The sequence below is a fragment of the Paenibacillus sp. FSL H8-0260 genome, from assembly GCF_045040625.1.
Lineage (GTDB): Bacteria > Bacillota > Bacilli > Paenibacillales > Paenibacillaceae > Paenibacillus_AQ > Paenibacillus_AQ odorifer.
The window spans coordinates 5,840,315-5,862,590 of record NZ_CP150298.1; the positions used below are offsets into that span (position 1 = coordinate 5,840,315).

16 protein-coding genes are annotated in these 22,276 nt (G+C 46.7%); 6 read left to right on the plus strand and 10 right to left on the minus strand.

Going from position 1 to position 22,276, the window contains the following annotated elements:
- Positions 1-204: 204 nt before the first annotated feature.
- From MHI51_RS25925 to MHI51_RS25945, 5 genes are all read left to right on the plus strand, one after another.
- Positions 205-543, plus strand: a complete 339-nt coding sequence (locus tag MHI51_RS25925; protein WP_076128014.1) for a DUF6385 domain-containing protein — start codon at positions 205-207, stop codon at positions 541-543.
- A gap of 28 nt (positions 544-571) precedes the next feature.
- Positions 572-1,948 (plus strand): DUF6385 domain-containing protein, encoded by a 1,377-nt coding sequence (locus MHI51_RS25930; protein WP_342410139.1) that lies wholly within the window; start codon positions 572-574, stop codon positions 1,946-1,948.
- 113 nt (positions 1,949-2,061) lie between these two features.
- On the plus strand, positions 2,062-4,107 hold the full coding sequence (locus tag MHI51_RS25935) for a TPR domain-containing glycosyltransferase (RefSeq protein WP_076277204.1): 2,046 nt from the start codon (positions 2,062-2,064) through the stop codon (positions 4,105-4,107).
- On the plus strand, positions 4,104-5,525 hold the full coding sequence (locus MHI51_RS25940) for a glycosyltransferase (RefSeq protein ID WP_405173355.1): 1,422 nt from the start codon (positions 4,104-4,106) through the stop codon (positions 5,523-5,525). Before MHI51_RS25935 ends, MHI51_RS25940 begins: the two co-directional genes overlap by 4 nt.
- Before the next feature lie 15 nt (positions 5,526-5,540).
- Entirely contained in the window at positions 5,541-7,490 is a 1,950-nt protein-coding gene (locus MHI51_RS25945) for a glycosyltransferase (RefSeq protein WP_405173356.1), read from the plus strand.
- A 25-nt stretch (positions 7,491-7,515) separates the two neighbouring features.
- Here MHI51_RS25945 and MHI51_RS25950 read toward each other — a convergent pair whose 3' ends face one another.
- The 8 genes from MHI51_RS25950 to MHI51_RS25985 all read right to left on the minus strand — a co-directional run bounded on the left by MHI51_RS25950 (position 7,516) and on the right by MHI51_RS25985 (position 16,044).
- The gene (locus MHI51_RS25950) at positions 7,516-8,253 is read right to left on the minus strand and encodes a glycosyltransferase (protein ID WP_076193397.1); all 738 of its coding nucleotides are present in this window, start codon (positions 8,251-8,253) and stop codon (positions 7,516-7,518) included.
- Positions 8,246-9,451 carry a hypothetical protein gene (locus MHI51_RS25955; RefSeq protein ID WP_076184780.1) on the minus strand — a complete coding sequence of 402 codons (1,206 nt, stop codon included), beginning with the start codon at positions 9,449-9,451 and terminating at the stop codon, positions 8,246-8,248. The genes MHI51_RS25950 and MHI51_RS25955 overlap by 8 nt, the downstream gene beginning before the upstream one ends.
- On the minus strand, positions 9,448-10,932 hold the full coding sequence (locus tag MHI51_RS25960) for a hypothetical protein (RefSeq protein ID WP_405173357.1): 1,485 nt from the start codon (positions 10,930-10,932) through the stop codon (positions 9,448-9,450). Before MHI51_RS25960 ends, MHI51_RS25955 begins: the two co-directional genes overlap by 4 nt.
- Before the next feature lie 69 nt (positions 10,933-11,001).
- Complete coding sequence (yunB, locus tag MHI51_RS25965; RefSeq protein ID WP_076184782.1) at positions 11,002-12,081, minus strand: sporulation protein YunB; 1,080 nt, start codon at positions 12,079-12,081, stop codon at positions 11,002-11,004.
- Positions 12,082-12,235: 154 nt separating this feature from the next.
- Positions 12,236-12,847, minus strand: a complete 612-nt coding sequence (locus MHI51_RS25970) for a TVP38/TMEM64 family protein (RefSeq protein WP_076099392.1) — start codon at positions 12,845-12,847, stop codon at positions 12,236-12,238.
- A 287-nt stretch (positions 12,848-13,134) separates the two neighbouring features.
- A complete protein-coding gene (locus MHI51_RS25975) occupies positions 13,135-14,004 on the minus strand; it encodes a glycine betaine ABC transporter substrate-binding protein (protein WP_038573223.1) in 870 nt (289 codons plus the stop codon).
- A gap of 13 nt (positions 14,005-14,017) precedes the next feature.
- Positions 14,018-14,851, minus strand: a complete 834-nt coding sequence (locus MHI51_RS25980) for a proline/glycine betaine ABC transporter permease (protein ID WP_076099393.1) — start codon at positions 14,849-14,851, stop codon at positions 14,018-14,020.
- Positions 14,851-16,044 carry a glycine betaine/L-proline ABC transporter ATP-binding protein gene (locus MHI51_RS25985; protein ID WP_036685362.1) on the minus strand — a complete coding sequence of 398 codons (1,194 nt, stop codon included), beginning with the start codon at positions 16,042-16,044 and terminating at the stop codon, positions 14,851-14,853. The genes MHI51_RS25980 and MHI51_RS25985 overlap by 1 nt, the downstream gene beginning before the upstream one ends.
- Positions 16,045-16,300: 256 nt before the next feature.
- Here MHI51_RS25985 and MHI51_RS25990 point away from each other — a divergent pair, with 256 nt between their 5' ends.
- On the plus strand, positions 16,301-16,858 hold the full coding sequence (locus MHI51_RS25990; RefSeq protein WP_036685364.1) for a GbsR/MarR family transcriptional regulator: 558 nt from the start codon (positions 16,301-16,303) through the stop codon (positions 16,856-16,858).
- 74 nt (positions 16,859-16,932) lie between these two features.
- Here the strand turns inward: MHI51_RS25990 and MHI51_RS25995 are convergent, their stop codons facing one another.
- Together MHI51_RS25995 and MHI51_RS26000 are read right to left on the minus strand one after the other, a co-directional pair.
- Complete coding sequence (locus MHI51_RS25995) at positions 16,933-20,820, minus strand: carbohydrate binding domain-containing protein (RefSeq protein WP_405173358.1); 3,888 nt, start codon at positions 20,818-20,820, stop codon at positions 16,933-16,935.
- Positions 20,811-22,169 (minus strand): S-layer homology domain-containing protein, encoded by a 1,359-nt coding sequence (locus tag MHI51_RS26000; RefSeq protein ID WP_405173359.1) that lies wholly within the window; start codon positions 22,167-22,169, stop codon positions 20,811-20,813. The genes MHI51_RS25995 and MHI51_RS26000 overlap by 10 nt, the downstream gene beginning before the upstream one ends.
- Positions 22,170-22,276: the final 107 nt, after the last annotated feature.

Genomic DNA, 22,276 nt, shown 5'->3' on the forward strand with positions numbered 1-22,276 from the left:
CGGTTTATTGATGCTCAGGGCTCAAACGACGGTTAGGGTCCTTTTATGGATAGGGTTCCAGAAAACCCGTAGGAGGTGAATGAAATCCATAACGGTCTGGAACTAAAAAAGCGCAGCAAAATAAAACACTCAAAAAAACAGGGGAATTGTTCTAGAAATCCGCAATCATTTCCACCTCCAAAGGGTCGAAGAAACCGCCGTAAGGTGACGATCAGTCCTTTATTTTCCGAGCATCAATTTATCGGATTCCCCGTGTCCAGCTCCATTTCACCTCTGCCTTGGCAAAAAAGCGGAACTAAAACGATGATCTCTTACGCAGTTATGAACCAAGGAGACCACCCTGTTAGCGTCCGCTTGGAGATTAGTCCGAACAGTTTTGATTCTTTTATAGATTCAGAAGAGATCGTGGCTGCAAAAGAAATGAAGGTGCTAGTGCCAAGCAGATTTTTAAAGTGGACTCGGATATCCGCCTCCACGCAGCAGTCAACGGGTTTAGGCAAAATTGATGTATACGTCCAAGCCCAGTCTATAGGTATGAGTTAACAATTTTATAAGAGAGGGACGAGGAACTTTGCCTAACTACAGCTCTTTTCAAGCTAATCCCGATAATCTACGAACGCTTATTTTTGGCCGGGATGCCTCGCTGATTGATCATCCGCTCACTACAGATCCAGGCGGAAATCTAACGACAATTATCCTAGATGGTACGATTTCCAATATACTCGGAGCTACCATCACTGCGGGTACTTTGTCCTCAGCGGGAACAGTTACTAACATTCTTAACGGGACAATCACCAGCGTACTCGGAGCTACCATCACAGCGGGTACCTTGTCTTCCGCAGGTACGGTCACCAATATCCTTAACGGGACCATTACCAGCGTACTTGGAGCTACCATCACCGCCGGTACTTTGTCCTCAGCAGGTACGGTCACCAACATTCTTAACGGGACCATTACTAGCGTACTTGGAGCTACCATCACTGCGGGTACTTTGTCTTCCGCAGGTACCATTACTAACATTCTCGAAGGCACGATTACTAGCGTGCTCGGAGCTACGATTACGGCTGGTACCATTACTAGTGTACTAGGCGCAACTATTACCGCGGGTACTTTGTCCTCAGCAGGTACGGTCACCAATATCCTTAACGGGACCATTACCAGCGTACTTGGAGCTACCATCACCGCCGGTACTTTGTCCTCAGCAGGTACGGTCACCAACATTCTTAACGGGACCATTACCAGCGTACTTGGAGCTACCATCACCGCCGGTACTTTGTCCTCAGCAGGTACGGTCACCAACATTCTTAACGGGACCATTACTAGCGTACTTGGAGCTACCATCACAGCCGGTACCCTTTCCTCCGCAGGTACAGTAACCAATCTCTTAAACGGGACCATTACCAGCGTGCTTGGAGCCACAATCACCGCGGGTACTTTGTCCTCAGCAGGTACGGTCACCAATCTCTTAAACGGGACCATTACCAGCGTGCTTGGAGCCACAATCACAGCCGGTACTCTGTCCTCCGCAGGTACAGTAACCAATCTCTTAAACGGGACCATTACCAGCGTGCTTGGAGCCACCATTACCGCTGGTACGCTCAGCAGTGTGACCTCTATATCACAACGCAGCTTTATCGAACAGACGACGACGGGTATTGCAACTGCTAATGCCTATACTCCACTGCCAGCAGTGACTACGAGCGTATTGGGTACCTATTCCTTTTTCATCAATAACACTGGAGCTAACCCAGTCAACACACGAGTAGAAATCAGTGCTGACGGAACAAACTATTTCGTCGATACCACAGGAGATAATCCTTTAGCAGCAGGTTCTATCGATGTGATAGTTCCAGCCAGATTCCTGAAATATACACGCTTATCCTATCAATCAACGAATGCAGGGGCCGCCTCAACAATAAATGTAAGTTTCAACGCACAGGGAACGTAATGCAGATGCCCATCATATGTTGTAACGAAAGAGTGCATGGATATCCATGTGCTTTTTCTTTTGATAGCAAAAGCTGATTTCAACTTCTACATATGTAACAAGGAGGAAACAACGTGAACAATATTACGCTTGGCGTCCACCTCATCGTTAACAATGAAGCTGATCTTCTGCCCCACTGTCTCACAAGCGTAGCAGGTGTTGACGAGATTGTGGTCATAGATACAGGCTCTACTGACGAATCCATAGCTATTTCCCAAGCGCACGGGGCTAGAGTATTCCAACGGGAATGGACAGAAAACTTTGCTGCAGCACGTAACGAAGGTCTCGATCAGGCGGATACCGATTGGATTCTAGTCCTTGATGCCGATGAACGCCTGCAAACTCCACTTCCGGAACTCCGCAGCCTCCTGCAAAACACGCAAGCTCAGGCTTTTACAGTACACATTGATAATTGGCTTGGCGTTCGGCCTGAGGATAAGGTAAAGCACAGTGCGGTTCGTTTATTCCGAAATGGACAGGGTTATCGATATAGCGGAAGAATTCATGAAGGAATTGACGCTGCAATCCTTAAATCACATAACATCTCGGCGATTGTGCATAGTGATATTGAGATTGAACACTTCGGATATTTGCCGGAAATCATGGCACGAAAAAATAAAATCAAACGCAATGAGCAGCTGCTGCGACGCGCTTTAGCCGAACAACCGGAAGATCCTTTTCACTCGTATAATTTAGCAGTCACCTGCTGTCAGGACGGTCGTCTTCAGGAAGCAGAGACATTACTTCGCCAGACCCTTCACCATGTGCCACTTGAAGCTTCTTACCGTCCTACGATGATTAGAGATCTCTGTAAAATTTATCTGACTCAAGGAAAAACCAATATCATAGATCCCTTGCTGTTGCCTGAATTGGAGCGTTATGAGGATTACCCTGACCTGCATTTTTTATTAGGCCAATCTTTGGAGAGTCAAGGCTTGTTAGAACGTGCTTTTCAAGCTTATCAGCGTGCAGCATCCATTTCTGGAGATCATGTTAGTCAAAAATATGTATCTGAGCAAGGGATGAACACCTTCCGCCCACTTTATCGACTAGGCTTAATCTCAGAGCGGCTTGAGCTTCAGGAGGACGCTGCGAGATTCTACCACCGTGCGCTTCAACACCACTCTTTATATAGGCCTGCCTTGCAGGGAATAGCTTCTGCTTTTCAACGCTTAGCTGTACCCGATGAGGAGATTGCCGGCTTGCTGATACAACTCGTCCCCCCAACTAATGCTGCCCAACGAGCTGCAATCATTGACAGCTTATTTGAGATAAATGCTAATGAGACCATCACTAACTTATCCCGAGACACTTTTCCCTTGGAATTAGAGACGGCAAATTGGATGATCTCTTCACTCCTCATCACCAGCAAGCTAGAGGACGCCTATACAACCATAAGACAAATGACCTCCTTAGCTACGCAAGATAACCATGATTTAGAATATCTGAAAAAGTGGGCTACCCTCTGGGCTATTTGCTCTTGGGCGCTTTTTGGAGAATTCCACAATGACCTGCTAACCTATGCACCAGACGAACTCCGTTTCGGACTGCAATACATTCAGAAGTGCCACCAGCAACAAAAGGTAGATCCCGCTGAAGCAGAGGTAGATTCATTAACATTACATTCCTCATTCATTTCAGATTTGATCGAACAATCAGTAAAACTACACCAGCCCGCGTTAAGCGAAGCTTTGATAAAGCTGTTCCCTCCCTTCCGGTCTGAATTAGCCGCAGCATTATATAAAGAAGGGAATAGGAATGCAGCCGGTGAGCATTTTATCAGGTTAGTTAGCGATCAAGCAGCTGATGCGAAGGTTCTTTTTTATATAGGTGAGATGGTCTTTGACAAAGGGCATTACACGGAAGCCAGTGAATGGTTTCAACAAGCACTGGAGCAGATGCCTGAGCATGAGGCTGCCCGAGTGGGTTTAGCACTCTGTTACCTTCAGCAAGCGAAGCTTAGCATGGAGGAGGCACTGAACAGCTTGGATGCAGCTAACGTTCATGGTCCACTGCAAACGGATATTGGTGCCATCCATAAATCCATCTTTTTACTAAATCGTACACCGTGGCACACACAGTGGAGCTTCCGCCAGAGTGAGGGGAGGACAGCCAAATGAGCATGCCAAGCCAAAAACCTCTGATTTCTCTATGCATGATCGTTAAGAACGAAGGAGATAACCTAAGCCAATGTTTAAAAAGTGTACGTGGTGTCGCCGATGAGATCATAGTAGTCGACACCGGCTCTACCGACTCCACGCTACAAATTGCTCTAAGCTTTGGAGCTAAAGTTGTTCACCATCCTTGGAATGGCGATTTTGCCGCTGCCCGCAACGCGGGTCTTCAGCAAGCCCACGGACAATGGATTCTCATTCTGGATGGAGACGAGGAACTGGATGCGAAAAGTAAGGGGGAGCTGTTGCTGTGTGCGGAGCATTTGGAGTATGAAGCTTTTTTTCTGCGCATTCATAATCATAAAGGTTTAACCGCAGCTTCCCAGACCATTACTGTTAATCCGATTATCCGGCTATTCCGTAACCGCCCGCAGTACCGTTTCAGCGGCATCATCCACGAACAGATTGCAGAAACGATCGTAAGAGCTACACCCAAAGCAGCTATGCATTTAAGCAACGTAGTCATCCATCATTACGGTTATGCAGACGGCGTAGTAGCAAAAAAAGATAAGATCAAACGAAATGTAGAGCTGCTCAAGGAACAGCTAAAGTTAAATCCCAATGACCCCTTCCACCATTTCAATATGGCTGTTGAATATATGCGGCTTAGTGAATATCAACCGGCTCTAGAGCATATCAAAAGATCACTTAACGAAGCTCCACCCGACACAAGTTACGTTCATCTGCTGCACAAATATCAAATCCGCTGCCTGGCAGAATTAAAAGATTTCAGCGCGGCGCTGGAAGCTTGCGACTCAGGGATAACCTTACATCCGGATTATCCTGACTTGGCTCATATCAAAGGTGTGCTGCTGTTTCAAATGGGGGCCCTAGCTGAGGCCAAAACAGCATTGCTGCAAGCCTTAGTCATTGGAGAAGCTCCTTCCGGTTACCATACCGAGTCCGGATTCGGATCTTATTTGACATTTTATTTGCTGGGACAGTTATGCGAAGAAATAGGCGATGAGACCGAGGCCTGTGTCTGTTATACCAAAGCTGCTCAGCTTCATCCCGAGCCAACACCCATCATAACCCGACTGATCCGAGCCTTAAAATGTGCTGAGCGCGAAAATGAAATTTTGGGCTGGCTTCACGCTCATCTACCCGAATACACAGCTGCTAAAAGCGGACTTCTCTTAGATTTATTGCGGATTGAGGGATGTGAAGAGGCAGCAAAACAGCTGATGAAGACCACAGGGCAGTCCTCATCTAATGACTCGTTATTCAACCCAGCCAATCACCCAGGGCGTTCGGAGCTTTTGTTGGCGGATCGTCTGCTTGCCTCCCTCTCCTCTTCAACCCCCTATTCTCCAGCGGCTAAAAGAGTGCGGCTCGCAATCCCACTGCCCAGAGTTTCAGATTAGGAAGGACGTATTCCTATGACCACACCGGATATCACACTTTGCATGATTATTAAGAACGAGGCAAACCATCTGGAGAAATGCTTATCCTCTGTACGCGGGCTAGTGTCTGAGATTATCATTGCGGATACAGGCTCAGAGGATAACAGTAAAGAAATCGCTCAGAGGTTCGGTGCAAAGATTATCGACATTCCTTGGGAAAATGATTTTTCCAAAGCGCGGAATATAAGCCTAGAGTATGCAACTTCCGCTTGGGTTCTGGTACTGGATGCTGATGAGGCTGTGGATCATTGGAGTGAGGAGCTGCTCCAGCCCTTGCTTGGTGCCGAGTATATTCATGGGTATTGGCTGCCTATTATCCACTATGTCGGTGAAATACCTGAAGCGGATTTTGTTACAGATCATGTCTGTCGATTATTCAAAAATGATAAAAGAATTATTTTTCGTGGAAGTATTCATGAGGAGATTGCCAGCAGCATTTGGGAGCTTCCAGCGGGGGAGATCGCTTATGCAGATTTGCGTATTTTCCACTACGGATATTTAGAAGATGAACTGCTGCGTAAAAATAAATATAACCGCAATTTAGCACTCATCAACAGGGGTCTGCGGCTTCAACCGAACCATCTTTTTCTTCGTTACGCGTTAGGGGCAGAGTATTATCAGCAGGGTCAATATAAAGAAGCGGCAGAGATCCTCCTTCCGCTGCTCACCGATGCTCCAGCCCCTTCCGGTTATGTCTCAGATATTTACCTTAAGACGGCGTACGCCTTACAACTATGTGGCCGAAAGCAGGAAGCCGAGGAAGTTTTTCGTATGGGGAGCGGTCTTTTTCCCGATTTCACTGATTTATTAGAAAGCTATGCCCTCCTGTTACTGGAACAAGGGAAGCTCAGCTCAGCCAAGCATTTCTTGGAGAACGCACTTCAGAGCGGAAATACAGCACATAAATACCCTTCTTCCTCAGGCAGTGGAACGTATCGGACAGAACTACTAGCCGGAAGAGTCTGTGAGAAGTTATACCAATATCCGGATGCGTGGAGACATTACGAGGCTGCCATACAACATAAGCCTGATTATAGCGAGGCGTGGAAAGAACTCATCCCACTAAGCCTTCTATCTGGAGAGAAGGCACAACTACGAGCATTGACCCACAACCATCTGCACTCTTTATCTCCTGATACTTTGAGTTATCTTCTGCCCGCAGCGCTCAATGCCCGCGATCCGGAATGGCAAGCTGAGCTTTCTACAGCCAGCCAGTTACCCTCATCTGTTCAGGCTGCATTGCAGGCGATTCTGGAAATAAACAATCAACCGGAACATCTTCAGACACTCGCACCGCTTGAACAGCTGCTTCATGATCCTTCCCATCTTTCCAACCGATCCTTTGTACTTGGCTACCTGTGGGCTTTCTCTTGCCGTATTGGAGATACAGAGTCTGCCATGCGCTGGCTTGTCTGTCTATTGCCTTACAGACCGGGGATTTTATCGATCCATCATATTTTAGCAGGGAATTATAGCCTTAAAGCTGATCTTTCGGATCTAAGCTATGCAGCACAATTGCTGCTTCAGACTGGTGCTTGGAATAGTTTATTAGCACTTTATCGCCATTCGGAAGGATCTTCCTTACACTGGTCCAGTCTGCCGCAGCCCTTACTCTACGGATTACTTGAAGCCCCCACCTCCATAAAAAAACAATGGTGCTCTATTTATGTCAGCAAGCACCCTCAATATCATACACCTGCGGACTGTACCGAGTGGCAATTATACGCTGCGATAGCCTACTCCTGTGGAGAGATGCCCATCCTTCATGTAGAGGATGAAGCCGCTTTGCGTAGAGTCGGGGGGGCTACCGCAGCCGTGAGCCTCGCTTATTACAAGCTGCAGCTCGCAGCAGAAGTATATCCGCAAGGGATACCATCAGCTCATATCCCTTCTGCGCTGCTTCTGAGATCTGCCAGCCGGACTTAGCCGGTTGGCAGATCAGATGCGGATTTCAAAGCTCCTCTTGCCATTCCACCAGATGGGGCTGCTCATCAAGGATAGATTCGTACTGCTCCAGACTACCCCAGCGCCCCTCTGGATCAAGCTCCAGGTAACGCGAGTATTTTCGCCGAAGCTCCTCAGGGGATATCGCCCAACCATAATGTTTCACACGCAGCTCGGTAAGAAACCCCGGCAATACCGAATAAGAGAGCGGAAGTCTTGGCACATGATGATCCATTTTCGGAAAAAAATAATGAAAGTTCGGCAAATAGCGGACTAGTGTACGGGTATGCTTCGTGTGGATATTCCAATGCTCATCTTCACGGTAATGTGTGGTGCCGCCCCAAAAATCAAATAATCGGAAGGATACCCAGTCATACACATCCTGATCGATGAGTCGCCTCATCTCCCGTTTAGCAGACTCTTCATAGAACTCATCGGCGTCCACAGACAGCAGCCAATCCGGATTCGTAGATACCGCCAGCTCCCACAATGTTTGCCGTAGCTCCCATTCACGGTTAAACAAAGAGCTTTGCAGGGTTACGAGCTTCTTAACTTTGGCAAAAGAGAGACATAACTGAGCCGTATGATCTGTACTTCCATCATCCACGATCACAATATCATCCACGAACTCACTTAATTCCTCCAGCACCTGCTCTAAATACCTTCCGGCTTCGTTCCTAACCTGCATAATAGCGGTCAGACGGTTGCCTGATGTTTTGCGGAGTGGCCCTCTATGACTACTCATCCTCCACTCTCCTTCTCAATCGTCTTACAGCCTCTTCGAGATCTGCCATCTCTGACAAAAGTGGCCATGCCTGATTGTCTTGCCCTCCTGCATTTAAAAAGCTGCGAATGGCCTCGTGCCGCCTGCCATACAGCAAGTGTATGGTGCCTTCCATGGCTTCATCCACATTTTCTTCCTGCTCATGTTGCAGCACTATTGCCTTTTCCCATTGAAAAGTCCGCACATAATTTTGCACCAGCAACGCTTTTGCCTCGGGAGAAGTTAGCGGACTTAAAATTCTTACTGCCGCTGCCTCATCCTCATTCAGGTGGAACAACTCCGCGCGAACCAGTTCATCCTGCCCGGAATGGAGCCAGCCCTCCATCCTTTCTACTGCTTGCTTCTCCTCTGCGGTAAATGCTGTAATCGCAAATTGGCGGACCGCCGTTTCCAAATTCCCTGTCTTGGCTTCTATTGCAGAAAAAAACCGGAAGTGTGAAATAAGGCAATCCAAATATTCATACAGCACCATTAACTCAAAGGATTGCGCCAGATATCGATTCGCTGTGGAGTCCCCAAGCAAATACAAATAAGATGCTGCCAAATAATGTACAACAGGCTGGCTGGGCAGCTTGGCGCACATCGAGGTATAATAATCCGCCCTAAGCTGGAGTTGAATCCTAAACCAGTCCGTAGCAAGGAGGGGCTCCTCCTGCCATAAGTTCTCAATCGCCTTACTCCACAACATCTCATAATCTGTCAGAAAATAAATCCGCTCGCGCTGACATACAACTCCATACGATTCCTGCTGATCCCCGTCGAGATAAATAATATTCTCCCTGCACAAGCTCTGCTCCAAATAGATCCGTTCTGACCGGGTTCCTACTAGATCGGCCTTTGCTCCAAGCAAGCCGCTGTATTTATCCCATAAGACCTTATTTTCTTCTTCCGGACAGCGCTCTAATAAAGCCACTATATATCCCGCTTGCAAAGAAAGAACCTCTGGTAGCCAATAGGGAGAAGAGACCAGAAATGTGTACTCCCTCGCCTTGAGAGTATGAATATCCGCGATCATTACCGGCTTGATCTGGCTGTTAGTCTGCTGCTCAAGAGTCATTCTTCCGGCAAAACAGACCTCTTCCCGCTCGGGCAGAAGATCCAACAGTCTTTTATATTCGTATTCCTCCCAGGAGCCTCTGCTCAGAATTAAATATTTCATGACTGCGCCTCCTTGCCCCTGCTCCTATCTGCCTTCTTCCCCTGCGGTTCGGACAAATCCCCCACATAACCTATAGTTAGTGAAGCTTCAGGGTGAAGCTGCAATTGGTGCGAAGTAGACGCCTTACAGGTAATCACTCCAGGCACATTCCCGCCTTTATGAGCAACTCGCTCTAATGGAAAAACAATTCCCGAAGGGTCCCCCCTAAGCAACCGCCCCACCTCTTCGTCCATATCCGTAGATAAACTAACGATCAGATCCGCGGAACCTTGGGTGATCGCCTTCACTACCCGTTCAACGTAATATTTCTCATACCTGATAGAGTCTGATAAATACACAGTTATCTCACTCTCAAATAATGCAGATGCATTCTTCAAAGCCCGCAGCCAAGCCTCTTGACCACGAACTGCAATCACTACATCCTGTTCATTTACTGGCAAGCCGGAAGCTGTGTTCATCCATCTGTCCTTGATCCAGATCCAGCGAATATTCTTGTAGCTCTGCTGCTCCTGTGTAGCTGCCCATTCCTGCGGAAGATGGTCCCCATTCCCATCCTCTTCACAATAAACAATCGCCGTCACTAATGGCGTTTGCAAGGTTGCCTTACCGAGTGGAATAACAGGTTGTGTTGATTGTAAGAATCCATTCTGCGGTACAAGATGTTCTTCGGCTTCTAAGACATCTTCCAGTGCCCATTTTGTACTATACGCCTGCCAGCCATCCGCAAGTGTTGGTCCGTTCATCCTTCTCTGGCCCCTATCAAGTGAATGTATAGCATGAACATACACAGCATCACTTAGCGCCAGCTTGGCTCCAGACTGCCGCGCTCGAAGACACCAATCGGCAATCATAAGAGACCGCACTTGAAGCGAGGTGTCCAACCCTCCGATACGCTGAAGCAGCTCTTTAGAGAACAGGAGGCAAGAACCCGTTAGTACATCCATCTCTCGCCATTCTCCTTGATGCCGGCCAAGATTGTAGCTTACATGAGCAGCAAACTCATCATAGGTGCCGAAGTGAAGACGTTTCTTCCCTTCCCCTCTTTCGGTTGAAGAGCGAGGGGCCACCACCTTAACTGAAGCGTCATCAAAAGGAACCCACAATAGCTCACTTAGCCAGCCAGGCGATACCATGATCGAATCTTCAAGCAAAACCGCGAAACTGGTTTCGATCTGTGCCAAAGCCTGGTTAGGCATGTACTCCTCCTTTTCATAAGGAAGAAAGAGAATCGACTGCTCCGGTGAGACCTGTTCCGCTAAAGTTTCCATAGGAAAATCAGGAGTCATCGCCACAGCAATAATGCGCACAGACTCTCCAGAATGGAGCAGCAGCAAGGGTAAGCAAGCTGCGGCACATTCCAGGCGGCTTAGCTCAACTACAAGGGTAAGTCCATCTTTACTCGGCAGTGGAAGTAGTCCCGTGCGCTCCAAGAACCCATACCTTCCCGCCAAGCGTTCCACATTCAGAGATTCTTGCGACATTAGGATTCACGCTCCATTTATTAAAGCTGTTCTACCTATAGTCTATGAGCGCTGAAGCGTGATATCCCCTTAATTTCCTCCGCCCGCGCCTTTGTCTTCTTCCGTATGATCTGCACCCGTACTCGCGGGATCGGTTGCCGCTGGAGACGAGCTGTTATCTTTCTGACTGTTACTGGTGGTATCCTTGCCCTGATCCACTACTCCACTCTTATCCCCGCCTACAGCTGGAGCAGGAATGGCAATTCCCGGAGCACTGCTGCCGTTCGCCCCCACAGGTTGACCTTGATTATCGTAATAATACATAGGTACATCTCCAACAACCATCAGATAAGACACAGGAATTTCTGTATCCACTACCTGCGGCTCCATATCAAAAGGAATGACGACTGCAACCTCTGTCACAATATGAATGTATACCTCGACCAGAATCATATTGATCCCAGCGTTTTGCTGGCGGGTGCTGAGTTCAACCTTAACCGCACCTTGTGGTTCAATCTTGATCGGAATATCGGGTCCATAAGAAGCAATAAGGGGACTGCCCAGCGCTTGCCCCAGCGGAATATATTCTGTTCGATTATGCAATTCCTGCAGCGTAGACTGAATGACCTGTGCCGCTTGCGAAGTAATACGCATATGCTCCGCGTAGTTGAGCATGAACCCTGATATTTTCCCGTTCTTATCCGTCTTCCAATCAATTAGCTCTTCCGCATTCCCTCCATTCGCAACCTGTGAGGTAATCGCCTTATTAATCGATTCCGTAGCGATTTGCTTCACACGTATTTGTGCTAAATGCAGGATGGGCGGTTTCATATGCAGCTCCACATAGCGCAAGGATTGCAGCACCAGCACAAGTATTACTAAGGATGCTATCAGCCAAAATTTACGTCGGCTTCTTGGCTTATGTGTTCTTCCGCCTGCAACCGTTACCTTACTCTCTGGCCGGCTGGATAATCTAAAGCGGCCTTTGCTACGTTTGGCTTCAAAGCGCGTACGCTGCGGCCTAACCGCTGCCCGGCTGGGTTTTGACTTGAATGCGGAGCTTCTCGCTGAGAATCTCCGATTCGTGTCCCCATTTATTTTTGGCAGCCGAAAATGGCCTAGATCAGGTATTCTCAGCCTTCGGTTTCCCCATTTTTTCAATCTGCCCATTGCAACAGTCCCTCCCGCCTTACGCAGAGGTCAAGCCACCTCCACTTAATTTAAGGTATTCGCTAAGAGGACAAAAAAGAAGAACGTTCCCTCCGGCAAACTGCGCCTGAAGTAACGTTCTTCATCCTTTAGATCATGAACTGGGAAGATGATATTAGTGCATTCTGCTCCGCTTATCCTCCTGCAAATGGTCCCAATGACGCCGAATAAAGATGCCAATGAGAATAGCTATAAACACCGCATACCAGGTAAGATAACCATTCCATTCTTCACGCGGAACAATTAGGGTGGATCCGATCGTACCGAATAACCATATATAAGACAAATTACCAAGTACGGTTCCCCATATAAAAGATGAGGCTTTAATCGGTGAAACAGCAGACATGAAATTGATTACATTATTCGGAATAATCGGGATCGTACGCAATAGCACCAGTGTCCAAATCCCATATCGATCCAAGTAACGTTGCCATTTATCATAGCGCTTCAGTTTGCTTCTCCATTTTCGGTCAAACCAGTTATACAGATATCGCCGAATGAGAAAATACATCAGTATTCCGCCCAGATTGCAGGCCAGCCAACTGATCAGCATGCCTCCAATTACGTTAAAAACAGAGACATGCAGCACGATCAAAATTACGAATGGAAAAAATCCTAATATACTCTGCAAAAGTGCGAGCGGGATGGTCACGAATAAAATAGATGGCCCGCTAAGGCCCAGCGTTTGCAGCAGCCAATCAATCCAGGTATTTATGGTCTCTGTCATGAAGCAGTCTCCTCTCTTGACTCCTTGCAGCAGCTGCCTCCTGATTTACTTTGACAAAGCATAAGTCTAAGTGTGTAAACTAGGTATCCATTCTTATTGAAATATAAGCAGGGTACACTAAGAGCTTGTAATACTTTGCTTATATTCCCAAGAAAAACACCCCTTACGGGGTGTTTTATTGAATGAGCTTGCTTATGAAGTGTAATGTGTAAAGAACAGTAGTTAGCGTACAAGTTACATTTTTGTTTCCATTTATTCTTCACATCATAACACAGTTTTTAATCTACTTACAATTCTATACCTGCAACCCAAGCATTCACTTTATCCGGATTGCTTTCCACCCAAGTTTTAGCGGCTTCTTCTGGGGACTTCCCACCCTGAACCTCGATCATTACTTTGGCCATATCTTCTGCTGTCCATTCGAATTGATCCAGGAATTTGTAGACATTGGGCATGTCATCTTTCAGACCTTGGCGAACCATCGTGTGGATCTGTTCATCCGCACCGTAAACCCCTTTTGGATCTTCCAGATATTTCAGATCCATATTGGCGAACATCCAGTGCGGTGTCCAGCCTGTAACAACGATTGGCTCGTTGTTGTCATAAGCCTTTTGCAGTTCCTGAGCCATCGCTGCGGATGAGCTTTCAAGAAGTGTGTAATCGCTAAGATCATATTCCGCGATAGCCTTTTCTGTGGTTGTCATAATGCCGGCACCTGGCTCAATGCCGATAATGCGATTGTTCAGCTTTGCTGCCATATCACTGTTCTTCAAGTCTTCAATAGAGTTAATATCCATATAGGCCGGAACAGCCAAGCCAACCTTAGTCCCGTTTAGATTTGCACCCAAATCTTCAATTTTTGCACCGTACTTCTCTAAATAAGCCGCATGGGTGCTTGGCAGCCAAGCTGCAACCATTCCATCCGCACTACCGTCTGCAACCCCAGCCCACATTGGACCAGCATCTACCTGCAGCATTTCAACGGTAGCTCCAAGCTTAGTTTCAAGTACTTCCTTTACTACATAAGTACTCGCAATTTCCGAATCCCATGCTACATATGCTAATTTTACCTTCTCTTTACTTGATGAAGAACATCCAGCAATAACAGCAATCATCATAATAACTAACAGGAATACCCCTATATTTTTCTTCTTCATTTATTTAAAACTCCTATCTTTGTTTTGGTTTTAGTGCGTTCTGTGTCAAACGGTCCAGCAGAATGGCGATAATAACGATCGCAATCCCTGCTTCGAATCCGTCTCCTGTCTTAGCCTGTGATACCGCACGGTATACATAGGCACCCACGCCCTGTGCACCAATCATCGATGAGATAACAACCATTGACAGTGACAACATAATGGTCTGGTTCACACCTGCCATAATTGTTGGTAAAGCGATTGGAAGCTGCAATTTAACCAATTTCTGAGTAGGTGTCGATCCGAAAGCATCTGCTGCCTCCACCAGTTCCTCCGAAACCTGACGAATTCCGAGATTGGTCAAGCGAATCGTTGGCGGAATTGCAAAAATAATCGAAGCAATAACCCCTGGAACTACGCCCAGTGAGAAAAAGGATACCGCTGGCAATAAATATACAAAAGCCGGCATCGTCTGCATAAAGTCCAAAATAGGCGTAACTATATTTCTAACGGTATTTCTCTGCGCACATAAAATACCAATCGGCACACCAATTACTACAGCCAATATCGAGGCGGTTAGAACAAGGGCCAAGGACTGCATAGAAGGTCCCCATAATCCAAGATTATCAATCAGAAGCAGCCCAATGACCGCAAATAGTGCCATGCGCCATTTACCGATCCAATAAGACAAAGCTGCAATAAGCACGATAAGTACTAATGCTGGCAGGAAGGTAAGTGCATTTTCAATGCCAGCCACCATACCACCGATAATCGAATGGATGAAGTCAAACAGGGGCCCACAATAAGTCGTCAGCCAATTTTCCAACCACTCGAGTGCCTTTCCCAAAGGCAGTTTAGGAATGTCCATTATAATCCTCCTTCCGGTACCGCGTTGCCGGCGAGTGCGGAAAGAACGGCTCCTTTAATCACAATACCCTTCAATTTATCCGCTTCATCTACGACGGCTACAGGCAAATGTGTCTCAGATATTAATTCAAAGAAATCATTGAGTAGCGTTTCCGGTTGAACACGTGGGATTTCTCTCCGCGTTACTTCCAGAATAGATTTATTATCATTCAGTGCCTTAAGGGCATCCTCAGCTGTAATAACACCCAGAAGCTTATTTTCCTTGTCCACTACATACAGACTGAATATACCACTGTCACGCATTAATTGAAGCGCTACCCGAGGCCCGCGTTCAGGTCTGACTGTTTCCGGCTGACGCATTACATGAGCTGCAGTCAACACCTTGGACAAGTCCACATCCTCCACGAATCGCTCTACATATTTATTGGCAGGTTGGATGAGGATTTCTTCCGGTGTACCAATTTGCACAATGACTCCGTCCTTCATCAGTGCGATCCGATCTCCAATCCGCAAAGCTTCGTCTAGATCATGAGTGATAAACACGATGGTCTTCTTCACTCTGGCCTGTAATTCCAGCAGCTCTTGCTGCATGTCTTTACGAATAAGCGGATCCAGTGCACTAAATGCCTCATCCATAAGCAGGATATCCGGGTCGTTAGCAAGGCCCCGTGCCAGTCCAACACGCTGCTGCATCCCTCCACTGAGTTGATCAGGACGATGATTCTCCCAACCTTTCAGACCTACCAGATGCAAGGCTTCTGTTGCCAGTTCAGTTCTTTTCTTTTTATCTACGCCCTGAACTTCAAGCCCGTATGCTGCATTCTCCAGTACGCTTCGATGTGGAAATAATGCGAACTTCTGAAACACCATGCCGATGTTCTTCCGTCTGAATTGGCGCAGCTGCTCCGGATTCATTTTCACAACATCTTTCCCTTTAAAAAGAACTTGCCCCCCTGTAGGCTCAATCAAGCGGTTCAACAAACGAACCAGCGTCGACTTACCGCTGCCGGACAAACCCATAATGACGAATATTTCTCCTTCTTCAATGCTGAATTCGGCTTTGTTGACTCCGACTGTCAACTTCAATTCCTGAGCAATTTTTTCCTTCGACATCCCTTGCTCTAATAAAGGAATCGCGCGTCCCGCATCATGACCGAATACTTTGGTTAGTTGTTTCACCTCTATAATAGCCATGCCGTCCTCCTTCTCCCGAAATGTTATCCGGGTTTAGTTCACTTATAGTAGTTTACCGGACTATTGAAAATTCATGCAAACACCATATACGGATAAAATTTAGTGTACAGTTTTAACTTTATGAACTTTATGTATGGAATACTCTGTTTTACGCCAAATTCCTTTCTTCATGAATTCTTTACTTATGGAGGGGGATTTGATTACAATACATTGTATAAGGTTGCAGTCTATCGACCTATTCCTCAGGAGGGACATCATGAACGATTTAGAAGGGCTTACGCCCGAACAAATAGAGAAGATTAGTAAAGCCCGTGAACGTGTGATCGATTCTATCGGCAAAAACATGGATCTGTATGGCATTACCTTGTCTATTGGACATTTATACGGTTATATGTACTTCAATCAAGGTCCAGTGACACTGGATGAACTCAGTAAAACAATGGGAATGAGTAAAACGTCCATGAGTACGGGAGTCCGTACCCTTCTAGATCTGAAAATGATCGACAAAGTATGGGGGAGAGGGACGCGCAAAGACTTGTTCACCACTGTGCCTGACTGGCATCAGAACTTCAGTGATTACTTCTCTATTAAATGGAGAAAAGCCGTCGAAGGTAATATGATCTCACTAGCGAAATCACTTGCAGAAATTAACGATATGAAAAAAGAGTATAGTGACGATAGTAAACTTATGCAGCTCTTAAATACAGATGAAGAAAAAATAACTGAATCCATTAACTACTACCGCTGGTTGCTGAAACTAATAGAATCTTTTGAGAGTGGCAAAATTTTTGAATTTATCCCTAAAGAAACTTAAGTCAAACCCACAAAAAACACACAAAAAAACGACAGTGCTCCTGTAAAAAGGAAAACACTGCCGTTTTTTCTCGTTTACCCTTCGATCAAGCTTACATCATCTAAATAAATTGTACTGCCCGCGCTAATTTCACTATTCGTCTCCGTACTATTCCCATCTATAAGCCCTAGCAAAAACACCAGATGAACACCAGCGTCTGTTGCCCCATTCATGGTAAAAGTGTAGCTGTATTCGTCCATATTCTGGGTCAAGGCTACAAGCTCAGCTTCCATATATTTGGTGTAGTCCCCGCCCTTATGCTCCACAGCTACCTGAATATTGCGGTTTACTGTAGAACGAGCTTTAAACTTCAAGGTGTACGTCTTTCCCTGAACGAGCTTGAGATTTTCGTAATCCACCTGTGCGCTATAAGGGGCTTGCCCGGTACCTGTTAAGTTGATAGCAAATTCCCCCTCTTGAACAGAAGCAGTTCCGATTCCGTCAAAATACTGGCTCCAGCCCGTTGCATCTACATCGAAGGTTCCATTATCCAGGGTACCGCTTGGCGGTGTTACTGGTGGACCCCCTTGTACCTCCCTGACCACAATATCGTCAAAAGAAATCGTATGCGGTGTACTGTTAGCCGCAGGATCAGCGCCCAGCGTTTTGCCGATCAGATAATTAAGCTTCAGCGGGTTGCTGTTCGACACCGTAAATTGTGCTGTATAAGTAGCCCAATCCGCATGAATATCAAACTTAGCTTGCGCGGAAGCAGCTGAAGTATTGGAGTATTCTAACACAATTTGGCGCGGAATCGTTGATTTTGCTTTGAAGCTCACCTCATATGTTTTTCCGCCCTCCAGTGGAATACCCTCTTGGAAAAATTGTGTATGCCACGCTTCCCATCCGGCCGACGTAATCAGGATTTCAGCTACGCCATCCTTCACATTAAACGCGGAGACGCCACCTTCTCCGGACCATGTAGTCCAGCCCGTCTTATCGCTGCCAAACGAACCATTGATGACTAGATTGTTATCATTAGCTAGAATAGTCTGCGCGACAGTTGCAGTAACATAATGTTCAGCCTCAACAGTAATGGTATAACTTCCTTCTGCCGGAAATACTGCTGCTTCAATTGTGATTTTTCCCGGTTCAATAGTGTACTGCTCTGCATTAAGTGTTGTACCGTTAACCTTTACCGCCATGATTTGATTCCGCCAATTTGCATTGTCGATAAAAGTAAGCTCAATCGGCTGCGAAACTCTGTTATTACTGCTGTCGCTCAGCAGCTCCTGCGGTTTGGCCGGTGCATTTTTGATCTCAAATTTCACATTGTCAATGATAATATCATGGTTTTGAGGAATACTAATCCCCTCAACCTTCCCAAGCAGGAATTTAAGAGACAATGTATCCTTGCTGCCTTGCCGGAATTCGAATCTGTAATGATTCGTCTCCGGCGTTACCTCCAGAATATTGCTGAACGAGGCCTGATACGTACCATTTTCTACGTTCACCCCGATTTTGCGGATTACGGTTGAACTGGCATCAAATTCAACCACATAATCCATTCCAGCAGCAGCTTTCAAGTTGTTCTGAAACAACATTACAGAATAAGCCTGACTGCCAGTATTCGTAATGCTAAATTTCGCTGCTCCATCTACAACCGTAGCGCTGCTCTGACCACCCTGCTCTGTCAATAGGCGGTCCCAGGCGCTAAACCCAAAGTTAAATTCACCATTCAGGAGCGGGTAATATATTAGCGATGGATCAAAATAGAAGCTAGTACGTATCATCTGGAAGTTATCCAGAACGACTGTATCCGCTGCCCCGTTTAACAATAATACGAATTGTCCTTCATGATCGGTTGCACCTCTAAGATTGATAAAGGTGGCTTTAATTTTTTGCTCACCTTCGCTTAAGTTAACCGGTTGTTCTGCCTGTACACTGCCGTCTTTTCCTAGTAGTTGGACCGTTCCTGTGCGTGCAGAGGAGACTGAAGCATTGAAGGTAACCTCGTAGTCCTGCCCTTGAATGAGCTGAATTCCCTTCTGAAGTAACCGAACCTCACCATTTTCACTGCCGCCAATCTGCAGCTTTAACTGGCCAGCGTCATTAACGCTTGATTCTACCGTGGCACCACCAGCTGCTTCCGTATGCCAATAACTCATCCGATTGGGTTCCCCAATATCGAAAGTACCATTGTACAGATGATTACCGTTGGCCAGCGGTTCCTTCGCACTATCATGCGGGAATTGAATATTCTCAATCTCTTCTAATCTGACATTACCAAACCATACCGGTGAAGTATTGGTACCCACGTTGAACTCGACGCGTGCAGCAATATCTGAGTTCTCCTTCATTTGAAACATCGTTTCGTAATGCGTCATCGCTGAAGTTAGATCTACCTTAAGCGATGGAGAATACGCTGCAAATCCACGAGATTCTCCACCTGTTAACCGAACGCTCATACTGCGGGACATATCGGTTTTGGCATCGAAGCTGAGTTTATAGAACCTGCCTTTAGCTATAGATACGATAGCTTGGGGTTGAATCGAATAAAAATTCCCGCCCCCACTGCTGATATCTACCTTCACATAATTGCGCTCCCCAATAGGAACGGTAGAAACCGTAGCTTCAGCCCCTGCTTCTTTATAAAGTGCCCAATGTGCGGTATTTGGGATTCCCATACCGCCATCCCCCGGCACCTGCTCCGAATAATTGTTGTTATAGACCATGTTGCCGTCTGCCAGTGCAAGCTTGGAGCCTTCTGGATAGGCTTCCTTCTCCAGTGTAACTGGAATAGGCTCGCGGTACTCACGACCTGTCAGCTCGTAGACTCTAACGTAATCAATCTCCATCGATTTTGGAAATACGGTTTCGCTAGTCGGATCACCATCAAAGTTACCGCCTACGGCCAGATTCATCAGCAAATGGAACTTCTGATTAAACGGCGCTGGATACACATTATTGGCAGGCTGCCCATTGCTGATGCTGTACCAGTCATTTTTGGTCGAATATAATTCACCATCCACATACCAGCGAATTTCGCCCGGCTCCCACTCAATAGAGTACGTATGGAACTGCTCAATCGTAGCGTTATCCGGAAATACATACTCTTTGCCGGAGTATACATTGTTCGGCGCCATACCGCCGTAATGAATCGTCCCCGCTACCGTGTTTGGACGACTGCCCCAGCCTTCCATAATATCAAGCTCACCGGAAGCAGCCCAAGTCCCGTACACATCGTTCTCCGGCAGCATCCAGATCGCCGGCCAGTACCCTTTTCCAGTAGGTGCTTTGGCCCGAATTTCAAATTTGCCATATTTTTTACTAAACAACCCTTTAGTCTTAATCCGTGTAGAAGTATATTGTTTGCCAGCTTTTTCTTCTTTGTGGGCCGTAATAATCAGGTTACCGTCCTGTTCCTTTACATTCTTCTCATCGTTGGTATACCACTGCTTCTCATTGTTTCCCCAACCTGGATTGTTGTATTGCGATCCATCTCCAAGGTCATAGGTCCACTTTGTGGCATCAATCTCTCCATCATCAAACTCATCCCCCCACACCAGTGTCCACGGATCAGTGGTTGGTGTTGGTGTTGGTGTTGGTGTTGGTGTTGGTGTTGGTGTTGGTGTTGGTGTTGGTGTTGGTGTTGGTGTCGGTGTGGCTGTTGGTGTCGGTGTGGCTGTTGGTATTGTTGTCGGTGTGGCTGTTGGTGTCGGTGTCGGTGTGGCTGTTGGTGTTGGTGTTGGTGTTGGTGTCGGTGTTGATGTTGGTGTCGGTGTGGCTGTTGGTGTTGGTGTTGGTGTCGGTGTGGCTGTTGGTGTTGGTGTTGGTGTTGGTGTTGGTGTTGGTGTTGGTGTTGGTGTTTCGGTTGGCATAGCAGTTGCCGTAGGTGCCGCCGTTGCTTCAGGTGTGGAGTTTGGTGTCGATATTGGACCTACATTCCCCGAACTGCTTGGCGCTGAGCTTGCTATTGGCAATGTTGTTTTGCCAGTGCTTCCTTTTTTAATGCTACACCGCCAATCGTTACTCCATCGGCTTTGTTATCTATTGTGGTTACGCTTCCGCTGCCTTGAATTGCTGTACCTCCAGCGCTCGCAGATAGGATTAGTGCCGCCACTTGTGAATTGTTCTCCAATGTTAATTGGGTCGGACTTCCCAGTGTAAGGCTGCCGACAGTTCCAAGGATTCTTAACAAAGAACCGCTGACTGCTGAGTCTGCCGAACGAACCGCTGCAAATGTTCCGCGAAGCGAAATATTGTGAGGAACGACATTCATCTCAACATCCCCAAACCCTGCCCCGGTAAGATCGCTGCTTTCTTCTAAGATTGCCCCAGATAGCAGCTGCACTGTACCCACAGCTGTCGACCCGCTGGCATAAACCCGAACCTTACCATTAGGCTTGGCTACTTGAAGCAGTCCAAGAGAAGTATGGTATAAGCCGATACTTTGCTCGCCGCCTCCCCGTACAAAAGTAGTCCCTGTTACCTTTACACCTTCAAGCTTTGCATTCCCGTCAGCTATCCCCTCGGTTAGATAAAGATTACCTTGGATGACCGTGTCTTTAAGAATCACATCAGCCCGATTAATGACTACATTGCCCTTAACTGTTCCTAGTGAAGTCTCTCCTGATTTCAGGAGGAGTCCCGAAACCATTCGATCAGCCAACTGAGCTAACTCTGCACGGGTGATCCCACCATCTGGCTTAAACAAACCTCCAGGATATCCTTTTACAAAACCTGCACTCGATAGAACAGCTATTGCTTTTGCGGTTTCATCGCTGACTCCGTTCAGATCGGTGAATGCTGCTGTACTGCTTTTGTCTGCATTGAAACGAAACACTTTCTCCAATGCTAACGCCGCCTCCGCGCGCGAAAGTGCTTTTGAAGGATAAATATTGTTCTTCTGATCACTGCTTAAATATCCAGCTGCAATCCCTTTGGCTATATCATTTTTATACCAGTCTGTAGCCTGGACATCAGCGGGAACCTTATCCGATTGCTCCTGATAATTAAATATACGATTCATAATAGCTGCGAATTCTGCCTTCGTGACTTCCTTACCCGGACGAAACGACCCGTCGTCATATCCGCTTATGATCCCATTTGCGCTCCAACGCTGTAATGGGCCTGCGGCCCAATGACTTGGAGATACATCGGTAAACGCTTTCAATCCATTGATTGGTTCATTTTCCACTTTCGTTGCCGCTGAATCAGGTGAGTTTTCCTTTAACGCCTCTGCCGCTGAAGCATTCATGCTCCCAACCGGTGATAGCAGCCCGGTGACAAGGAGCATAGCAGCAAGCGCTGCTGTGAAATTCCTTTTCATCCTAAACATCACTCCTCGAATTTCGTAATATTCGTAATTCAAGCGAAAAATCGAAATCGGTTTCGACAATGCTATTGTTGCTTAGTTTTCTATTTTTGTAAAGATGT